Annotated in this window: 10 protein-coding genes; 6 read left to right on the forward strand and 4 right to left on the reverse strand. The window is 70.3% G+C overall.

The features are described 5' to 3' along the window. The coding region (locus V8688_RS06740) for a hypothetical protein (protein WP_342800427.1) at nucleotides 1-634 on the forward strand (634 nt) is incomplete at its 5' end. A gap of 26 nt (nucleotides 635-660) precedes the next feature. On the opposite strand, the gene V8688_RS06745 is transcribed toward V8688_RS06740, so the two are convergent. Both V8688_RS06745 and V8688_RS06750 read right to left on the reverse strand, forming a co-directional pair. Next, nucleotides 661-1,956 carry an FAD-dependent monooxygenase gene (locus tag V8688_RS06745; RefSeq protein ID WP_342800428.1) on the reverse strand — a complete coding sequence of 432 codons (1,296 nt, stop codon included), beginning with the start codon at nucleotides 1,954-1,956 and terminating at the stop codon, nucleotides 661-663. 19 nt (nucleotides 1,957-1,975) lie between these two features. Further along, complete coding sequence (locus tag V8688_RS06750; RefSeq protein ID WP_218718427.1) at nucleotides 1,976-2,461, reverse strand: MarR family winged helix-turn-helix transcriptional regulator; 486 nt, start codon at nucleotides 2,459-2,461, stop codon at nucleotides 1,976-1,978. Between the two features lie 120 nt (nucleotides 2,462-2,581). On the opposite strand from V8688_RS06750, the gene V8688_RS06755 reads away from it, so the two are divergent. Then, on the forward strand, nucleotides 2,582-4,333 hold the full coding sequence (locus V8688_RS06755; protein WP_342800429.1) for an acyl-CoA dehydrogenase family protein: 1,752 nt from the start codon (nucleotides 2,582-2,584) through the stop codon (nucleotides 4,331-4,333). A 231-nt stretch (nucleotides 4,334-4,564) separates the two neighbouring features. Here the strand turns inward: V8688_RS06755 and V8688_RS06760 are convergent, their stop codons facing one another. Together V8688_RS06760 and V8688_RS06765 are read right to left on the reverse strand one after the other, a co-directional pair. Further along, nucleotides 4,565-5,002 carry a DUF4439 domain-containing protein gene (locus V8688_RS06760; RefSeq protein WP_218718425.1) on the reverse strand — a complete coding sequence of 146 codons (438 nt, stop codon included), beginning with the start codon at nucleotides 5,000-5,002 and terminating at the stop codon, nucleotides 4,565-4,567. Beyond that, entirely contained in the window at nucleotides 4,999-5,835 is an 837-nt protein-coding gene (locus V8688_RS06765; RefSeq protein ID WP_342800430.1) for a hypothetical protein, read from the reverse strand. The genes V8688_RS06760 and V8688_RS06765 overlap by 4 nt, the downstream gene beginning before the upstream one ends. Before the next feature lie 180 nt (nucleotides 5,836-6,015). On the opposite strand from V8688_RS06765, the gene rimP reads away from it, so the two are divergent. The 4 genes from rimP to V8688_RS06785 form a co-directional block, all read left to right on the forward strand. Beyond that, a complete protein-coding gene (gene rimP, locus V8688_RS06770) occupies nucleotides 6,016-6,645 on the forward strand; it encodes a ribosome maturation factor RimP (protein ID WP_218718424.1) in 630 nt (209 codons plus the stop codon). Beyond that, nucleotides 6,642-7,670 (forward strand): transcription termination factor NusA, encoded by a 1,029-nt coding sequence (gene nusA, locus V8688_RS06775; RefSeq protein ID WP_218718423.1) that lies wholly within the window; start codon nucleotides 6,642-6,644, stop codon nucleotides 7,668-7,670. The genes rimP and nusA overlap by 4 nt, the downstream gene beginning before the upstream one ends. 68 nt (nucleotides 7,671-7,738) lie before the next feature. After that, entirely contained in the window at nucleotides 7,739-8,068 is a 330-nt protein-coding gene (locus V8688_RS06780) for a YlxR family protein (RefSeq protein WP_218718422.1), read from the forward strand. A 109-nt stretch (nucleotides 8,069-8,177) separates the two neighbouring features. Beyond that, nucleotides 8,178-8,431, forward strand: a 254-nt coding sequence (locus V8688_RS06785; protein WP_342800431.1) for a translation initiation factor IF-2 N-terminal domain-containing protein, incomplete at its 3' end; no start/stop codon positions are given.

The following is an 8,431-nucleotide window of genomic DNA, read 5'->3' on the forward strand; positions in this document are numbered from 1 at the left end:
GGGCGCGGCGCTCGACGCGCCGCGCCCGACCCTGCGCTGGCAGCCGATGTACGGCGATCTCGTCGATGTTCCCGGCGGCCCGGTGGCCGTCGCCGAGATCGGTCGCTACGACAGCGAGCAGCGGATCTGGGCGTGGGCGGGGCGGGAATGGGCAGGTGCCACCGCGCTGCGCGGGCTGGCGCGCGAGCACGGCGCCGAACATCTGGCGGTGGACCGGGTCGACCTCGGCACCGTCGTCCATCCCGACAATGTCGTCACCGTGCTCGTGGCCGGGGCCGCCGACCTGGGCGGGTGCCTGGGCTGGGCGGCGGCGCCCGACGGTGCCGGGTGGCGCTACTTCGCGGTCACCGACTCCGCGGTGACGGGGACGGGTTCTGATCCCGAGGTGGCGTCCCAGCTCATCGAGACGGCGGCGAACCTGTTGCACCCCCTCACCGATCCGGACAGCCGCTACCCCGCCATGCGAGCCATGGTCGCCGGCTACTTCCGGCGCCACGACCTCGCGACGCTGACCTTCGGCGAACCGCAGCTGCTGCTCGCCCACTTCGGTCTCTACGAGTTGCGGGTGGAGTTCGACCTCACCGGCGGCATCATCGGCACCCGCACCGGCATGATCGGCGAACTGATGAGCTGAACCCGCCTATCGACGCGCCGCCCGCCTCAGGCGCCGAGATCGGCGAACATCTTGCGTTTCATCGACGGCACCGCGCCCGCCGTGCGCAGCACGAGCTTGCCGATCATGCGGCCGAATCTGCCGTCGGCGACGGCGCGTTCGGCGGTGCTGAGCGAGGTGCGGACCGCGGCGAAGCCGTAGTCGGTCATCGCGGCTTCGTAGGCGCCGATGGCGTCGAGCAGACCGCGCTCGCGGCGGTCGGCGGCGACCAGCATCCGGCACAGCAGCTGGGCGTCGCGCAGGGCGGTATTGGCGCCGATGCCGGCGAACGGGGTCATGCTGTGGATGGCGTCGCCGAGCAGGGTCACCGTGGTGGGACTCCAGCGGGGGATCGGGACTGAAGTCTTGATCGGGAGCAGAGTCGCGGTGGTGCTGTCGGATTCGGCGACCAGCCTGCGCAGTGCGGGCGCCCAGCCCGCAGTCATCCGAACGGCGGTGGCGTGCAGTTCGGCCGGGTCCAGGGCCGACAGGTCGACGCCGAAACGGTCCCGTTCGGCGGCGAACGCCCAGAACACGTAGGGCTGGGTGTCGTCGAAGAGGAAGCCGGGCGTGAGCTCGGTGCCGTCGCTGCCGAGCGCGACACCCGGTGCGGGCGGGGTGAATTCGTGCGGTGCGACGAACATGCCGCACCCGCTGGGCGGGATCACGCTGTGCGGGTGCGCGAGCAGCCGCGGATAGAGACGGTCGCGGGCGCTCGGGGTGAGCGCGTACTTGCCCGCGATGGTGACGATGCCGGTGTCGACCCGCTGCGCCTGCGGCAGGTATTGGGCCCGCACCCGGGAGGTGCCGCCGTCGGCGCCGACCAGCACGTCGCCGACGTCGCTGCCGCCGTCGGCGAAGTGGGCGACCACGCGTCCGTCCGGGCGACGCTCGTAGCGGTCGAACGCGCTGCCGTAGCGCACCGCGTCGCCCAGCTCGGCCAGCAGGATGCGGCGCAGGGTGATCCGGCTGATCCCGTAGTGGTCGCCGTCGGCGCTCACGGTGTCGGTGCTGTCGAAAGCGATCAGGCTCGACAGCTGCTCGGTGACGAAGCCGAATCCGTTGCCGCCTTTGCCGGAGCAGGCGACGAAGGTCGCGAAGAGCTCGGGGGAGAGCAACTCGGCCAGTGCTGCGCTGCCGTGCGGATTGATGTGGATGCGGAAGCCTTGCAGCCGGTCGGTGCGCCGCACCTCGCGCTCGTGCACGCTGACCGCGACGCCGGCCCGGCGCAAGCCGTTGGCCAGTGCCAGCCCGCCGATGCCGCCGCCGACGACGATGACCCGCAGGGGTGAGTTGGTTGCCATGACGGTGTCCTTTCCCTGGTCAGATCCGGCTCCAGCCGAACCCGCCGGAGCGCCGCTTCGACGCTCGCTGCTGCTGTACGGATCCCGTCTGCGCCCAGTCGGTGATCAACCGGTCCAGCAGTCGGGTGAGGGTGACGACATCGGCGGCGGGCCAGTCGGCGATGACCGCGCCGAACACCTGGTCGCCGACCTCGAGGAACCGCTGCAGCTCCGCGCGTCCCGCGTCGGTGATCTCGACCAGGACGGCCCGTCGGTCGGCCGGATCCGGGGCGGTGCGGACCAGCCCGGCCTCGGCCAGGGTCTGCACGTGCCGGGTGATCGAGGAGGGCAGCGCGTCCAGGCGCTCGGCGATCTCGCCCGCGCGTAGCGGACCCGTCTCCGCCACCGCCTGCAGCACTCCGACCCGGACCGGGTCGTACGCCCGGGAGGTCCCCTGACGCATCGCCTCGGCGAACCGGCTCGTCGTGCGGGCGAGTTCGGAGACCTGATCCTTGTTTGCTTGCATGAATCAAACAATACATTTGATTGCGTGAAACAACAATAGGTGCGCCAACTTACGCTTACGTAGGGGAAACCCGCAGGTCACGGGCTCATGGTCGAGGGTGGCGCTGCTAAATTTGCTTCCATGACGAGTTCGCCGAGCCTGCTGTTCAACCCCGCCACCTACGACCCGCAGCATTTCGATGCCGAGACGCGGCGGCTGCTGCGGGCCACCATCGAGTGGTTCGAATCCAAAGGCAAGGCGCAGCTGCTGGCCGAGGACCGCGACGCCGTGTGGACCCAGGAGTTCCTCGACTTCGTCGCGAAGGAGAAGCTGTTCGCGACGTTCCTGACCCCGGCCGCCTACGCCGACGGCGACCCGAACAAGCGCTGGGACGCCGCCCGCAACGCGGCCCTGGCCGAGATCTTCGGCTTCTACGGCCTCGCGTACTGGTACGCCGAGCAGGTCACCATCCTGGGTCTGGGCCCGATCTGGCAGAGCGACAACGAGATCGCCAAGCGCAAGGCCGCCGCCGAGCTCGACGCGGGCCAGGTCATGGCGTTCGCGCTGTCCGAGCGCGAGCACGGCGCCGACATCTACAACACCGACCTGATCCTCACCCCGAGCGAGCCGGGCAGCGCCGACGCCGAGGCAGGCATCCTGTTCCGCGCCAACGGCGAGAAGTACTACATCGGCAACGGCAACGTCGCCTCGATGGTGTCGGTGTTCTCCCGGCGCAGCGATATCGAGGGCGCCGAGGGCTACATCTGGTTCGCCGCCGACAGCCGCCACGACGACTACCACCTGGTCGAGAGCGTCATCCACGGCCAGATGTACGTCAGCCACTTCCGGCTGGAGAACTACCCGGTGACCGCCGCCGACGTGCTGCACGAAGGGCCAGAGGGCTTCTCGGCCGCGCTCAACACCGTCAACGTCGGCAAGTTCAACCTCTGCCACGGCAGCATCGGCATGGTCGAGCACTCGTTCTTCGAGGCCATCACCCACGCCAACAACCGCATCCTCTACGGCAACCCGGTCACCGACTTCGGCCATGTGCGCGGCAATTTCGTCGACGCCTACGCGCGCCTGATCGCGATGAAGCTGTTCAGCGACCGCGCGGTGGACTACTTCCGCAGCGCCTCGCTCGAGGACCGCCGCTACCTGCTGTTCAACCCGATGACCAAGTCCAAGGTCACCTCCGAGGGCGAGGTCGCGATGACCCTGCTGCTGGATGTGCTGGCGGCCAAGGGCTTCGAGAAGGCCACCTACTTCGCCCAGGCCTCGCGCTACATCAACCACCTGCCCCGGCTCGAGGGAACGGTGCACGTCAATGTCGGCCAGATCCTGAAGTTCATGCCGAACTACCTGCTCAACCCGGCCGAGTACCCGGCCATCGGCACCGATCTGGCGCCCGGCGACCAGGAGTTCTTCTGGAAGCAGGGTCCCGCGCGCGGCGCGGGCAAGGTGCAGTTCGCCGACTGGACCCCGGCCTACGAGCAGGCCGCCGACGTGCCCAATGTCGGCCGGTTCTACGAGCAGGCCCAGGCGCTGCGCACACTGCTGCTCACCGCCGCGCCCGACGCGGCCCAGCAGAAGGACCTGGACTTCATGCTGACCATCGGCCACCTGTTCTCCACGGTGGTCTACGGCCAGCTGATCCTCGAGCAGGCCGAGCTCACCGGGCTCGACCGCGATGTCGTCGACCAGATCTTCGACTTCCAGATCCGCGACTTCAACACCCACGCGACGGCCCTGCTCGGGAAGCCGGCGGTCACCGAGGCGCAGCGTGCCTGGGCCGTCGGCGCCCTGCGCAGCCCGGTCGCCGACGCCGAGCGCTTCGACCGGGTGTGGCAGCAGGTGGCGTCCTACGACGGCGCCTACGCGATGCGCCCGTAGCCGGACGCGTCCTCGGCCGCCACGTCATCGCGGGCGGCCGAGGACGGTCGGCACGGCTCGTCATCGTGCCCGAGGCTGCGCGTTCGGGTCCCCGCGTCGGCGCGGAGGTCGCGGCTGTGTGCCTATACCGTGGCGCGGCCGGGGAAGGCGGTGGTNTCGGCACGGCTCGTCATCGTGCCCGAGGCTGCGCGTTCGGGTCCCCGCGTCGGCGCGGAGGTCGCGGCTGTGTGCCTATACCGTGGCGCGGCCGGGGAAGGCGGTGGTGACGGGATTCGTGCCCAGGATCGCCTGCCAGCGGGCCCGGCGCAGCGCGGACTCGGTGAGCGCCTCGGTCGCGGTCGCCCGCACCGCAGCGTCGGTGGCCTGTTCGACGACGGCGTACCACGCTGCGGCGCAATCGGATTCGACCGCGACCGCCAGGTGCGCCGCCGGGATCGGATCGTCGACCGGGAACGGCGGTGCGTAGGCGGCGCCGGCCGCCTCGGGCGCGGTGCCGCCCGCTTCCAGGAGTTCGATGGTGGCATCGCGGCGGGCCCGGTGCGCGGCGCCGAACTCGGCGACCATACGCGCCCGGTCGGCGTTGGCGTAGGCGGCGATCACGCCGTAGGAGTAGACGGCGGCGTACTCACTGTTCAGCGCTCGCTGCAGCGCTCGACGTTGTTCGGTCATGTCAGCAGGACTCCCGCCTGGGTGGCGCAGGCCGCGCTGATCGAGGCCAACAGGCCTGCGCGGTAACCGGATTCGGTACGGGCCAGGGCGGCCGCGGCTTGCTGGGATCGGACCAGTTGATCGCGCAGCTGGGCGATCGTCGGCGGCTGGGTGGGGTTGTCCACGGTCGAGGCGGGCACGAGGGCGCCGTCGGGGCCGGGCACGGTGATCTCGCCGGTGCGGCGCACCGGGGTGGTGCCGTCGCCGTAGACGCCGATCACCCGGTCGATCTCGGTGCGCAGCGCGTCGGCGTGCGCGGCGCGTTCGCTCGCGATGGTGCCCAGCGCGGCCTGCGACTGCGGAGCGAGGGCGATCGCCGCCTGCGCGGCCGCGGCATCCGCGCGAGCCAGGACTTCTTGCGCGGCAAGCGGATCCGGGGCATGCACGGTGTCGTCTTCGGCGCACGCGGTCAGCAGGCCCAGCGCCGGGACTCCCACGGCGGTCGTGCCGAACAGTCGCAGCATCGAGCGGCGTCGCCAGCCGCCTGGCGAAGCAGTGGGGAGGGTCGCCGAATCCTGCTGTGTCACTACGGTCCGGTGGGCGCCGAGCGTCGGGTGCTGACGCGGCACCGCGAGCTGGGGTGCGGTCGGGTCGGTCGCCGACGCGGTGGCCGCCTGCCGGTGCGCGGGCCCGGTCGCGGCGGTCGGCGCGGGAGCGGAGGGGAGAACTGATCCGGTGTGCTGCGGGACGACCAGGCGCGACGACTCGCTCGTCAACGGACGGGATTCGTGCCGGTCGAGGCGCATGCCGGAAGGTCGCCCGGCGCTCGGCGGGGCGGTGAGGCGGAAGGGCACCCACCCATCGTGCCAGATCCGCGCACCCGAACCCGCCCACGCACGCCACCGGGAGGCACGCCGGGGCGGACCGGTGCGCGACGCCCGGTGGCTGGTCCTTTACACTCTCGGAGCGCGTTACGCTAGACCTTCGGCGTAGAAATTTCCGATCGCGTCACAACTGAACCAGGAGCCGCCCATATGCCGATGCCCACCGAGGAAAGGGTGAGCCAGCTCGTCGCTGAGCTCGTCGCACGCCGGGGATTCGACCTCGAGGGCGTAGCGATCGCGTCTGCGGGCAAGGACGAATTGGCGCCGGTTCGGTTGAAGGTCACCGTCGACAGCGACGGTCCGGCCGATCTGGACGCGATCGCCGAGCTCAGCCGGGAGATGTCCGAGCTGCTCGACGAAGCGGGCGATTTCGGCGACTCCGCCTACCTGCTCGAAGTGACCACGCCCGGCGTGGACCGCCCGCTGACCGCCGAGCGGCACTGGCGCCGCGCCCAGGGCCGCAAGGTGAAGGTCGCGCTGCGCGACGGCGCCGAGCCGGTCGAGGGCAAGGCCCGCTTCGACGCGCGCGCCGGTCAGCTCGCCGAGGACGGCACCGTGGCGCTGGTCCTCGGCGGCAAGAACAAGCCGCACCGGGTGCACGTGCCGCTCGCCGACATCGCCTCCGCGGTGGTCCAGGTCGAGTTCAACGCACCCGGCGCCGCCGAACTCGAACTCGCCGGCGGGATCGCCGCGGGCCGCCCGGTCCCGGGCGAGGAACCCGCCGATCTCGCCGCCGCAGGACAACACAGTGACTCTCCCACCGAAGGGGTTGCGGAATGAATATTGAAATCGAAGCTCTGCGGGCGATCGTCGCCGACAAGGGCATCTCGATCGAGACCGTGATCTCGGCGATCGAGTCGGCGCTGCTCACCGCCTACCGGCACACCGAGGGCCATCAGCCCAACGCGCGTATCGATATCAACCAGAAGACCGGCGTGGTCCGGGTGATGGCGCGCGAGCTCGACGCCGACGGCAACCTCGTCTCCGAATGGGACGACACCCCCGAGGGTTTCGGCCGGATCGCGGCGACCACCGCCCGCCAGGTCGTGCTGCAGCGGCTGCGCGACGCCGAGAACGAGAAGTCCTTCGGCGAATTCGCCACCCACGAGGGCGACATCGTCGGCGGTGTGGTCCAGCGCGACGCCAGGGCCAACGCCCGCGGCATCGTGGTGGTGCGGATCGGCAGCGAGGCCAACGGCGCCGAGGGCCTGATCCCGCCCGCCGAGCAGGTGCCGGGGGAGACCTACGAGCACGGCGACCGGATCAAGTGCTACGTCTACGGCGTCTCGCGTGGCCCCCGTGGCCCGCAGATCCAGCTCTCGCGCACGCACCCGAATCTGGTGCGCAGGCTGTTCTCGCTCGAGGTGCCCGAGATCGCCGACGGCTCGGTGGAGATCGTCGCGGTGGCCCGCGAGTCGGGGCACCGCTCCAAGATCGCCGTGCGGTCCACCGTGCCCGGCGTGAACGCCAAGGGCGCGTGCATCGGCCCGATGGGCCAGCGCGTGCGCAACGTGATGAGCGAGCTGGCGGGCGAGAAGATCGATATCATCGACTACGCCGAGGATCCCGCGACCTTCGTCGGCAACGCGCTCTCGCCGTCGAAGGTGGTCTCGGTCACTGTCGTCGATCCGGAGGCCAGGGCCGCCCGGGTGATCGTGCCGGACTTCCAGCTGTCGCTGGCGATCGGCAAGGAGGGCCAAAATGCCCGCCTGGCCGCGCGTCTGACGGGCTGGCGCATCGATATCCGCAGCGACGCGGCTCCGGAGCAGGGCGATTCGGTCCGGCCGGAGGCGCACCGTAGTTGACGAAAACGCGGGAATCCCGACCCTCGGATGACATGTTCGTAACTTCGGAAGGGGAGGGGTTCGTCGTTATGACCGGGTCACCGGTAGAGTGGGTGGAAGACCGGCCCGCGCAATCCGTGCGAACCTGTATCGGATGCCGTCAGCGCGAGCCGTCTGCCGACCTGTTGCGGATCGTGGCGCAGCATCGGGACACCGGCTCTGCCGGGGCCTCGACTGTTGCGATCGTTCCCGATCCGCGGCGCAGACTTCCCGGACGGGGTGCCTGGCTGCACCCCGTTTCAGCTTGTCTGCGTTCCGCAGAGCGGCGCCGAGCATTCGGCAGAGCCCTACGAGTGTCCGGAAATCTGGATATCTCAGCCCTGGAGCAGTACCTCGAGAACAGGCACGAGCACTCATGAGCACACCGTGAAGCACCAACGATGAACGTCCATCGGAGATAACCCGAGGTCGTGCGGGCCGCCGTCCCCTTACACGGTGGCGCTGCTCGGCCTCTCAGTGAGGAGAGCAGTGGCAGGCAAGGCCCGCGTGCACGAGTTGGCCAAAGAACTCGGTGTCACGTCCAAAGAACTACTCGCGAAGCTCAAGGAGCAAGGCGAGTTCGTGAAGTCGGCGTCCTCGACGGTGGAAGCACCCGTCGCCCGTCGTCTGCGCGAATCGCTCGCGTCGAAGTCCGCCCCGGCGGGCGACGCGAAGCCCGCGGCCCGTCCGGGGCCGTCGCAGGCGGCCCGTCCGGCCGCCAAGCCCACCCCCGGTGGCGGCCC

The organism is Nocardia sp. No.11, assembly GCF_038752175.1.
Classification (GTDB): domain Bacteria; phylum Actinomycetota; class Actinomycetes; order Mycobacteriales; family Mycobacteriaceae; genus Nocardia; species Nocardia canadensis.

Bases quoted from the DNA above. Each gene is read 5' to 3' on its own strand.
- V8688_RS06745 (WP_342800428.1), bottom strand. From the start codon at position 1,956: ATGGCAACCAACTCACCCCTGCGGGTCATCGTCGTCGGCGGCGGCATC.
- V8688_RS06750 (WP_218718427.1), bottom strand. From the start codon at position 2,461: ATGCAAGCAAACAAGGATCAGGTCTCCGAACTCGCCCGCACGACGAGC.
- V8688_RS06755 (WP_342800429.1), top strand. From the start codon at position 2,582: ATGACGAGTTCGCCGAGCCTGCTGTTCAACCCCGCCACCTACGACCCG.
- V8688_RS06760 (WP_218718425.1), bottom strand. From the start codon at position 5,002: ATGACCGAACAACGTCGAGCGCTGCAGCGAGCGCTGAACAGTGAGTAC.
- rimP (WP_218718424.1), top strand. From the start codon at position 6,016: ATGCCGATGCCCACCGAGGAAAGGGTGAGCCAGCTCGTCGCTGAGCTC.
- nusA (WP_218718423.1), top strand. From the start codon at position 6,642: ATGAATATTGAAATCGAAGCTCTGCGGGCGATCGTCGCCGACAAGGGC.
- V8688_RS06780 (WP_218718422.1), top strand. From the start codon at position 7,739: ATGACCGGGTCACCGGTAGAGTGGGTGGAAGACCGGCCCGCGCAATCC.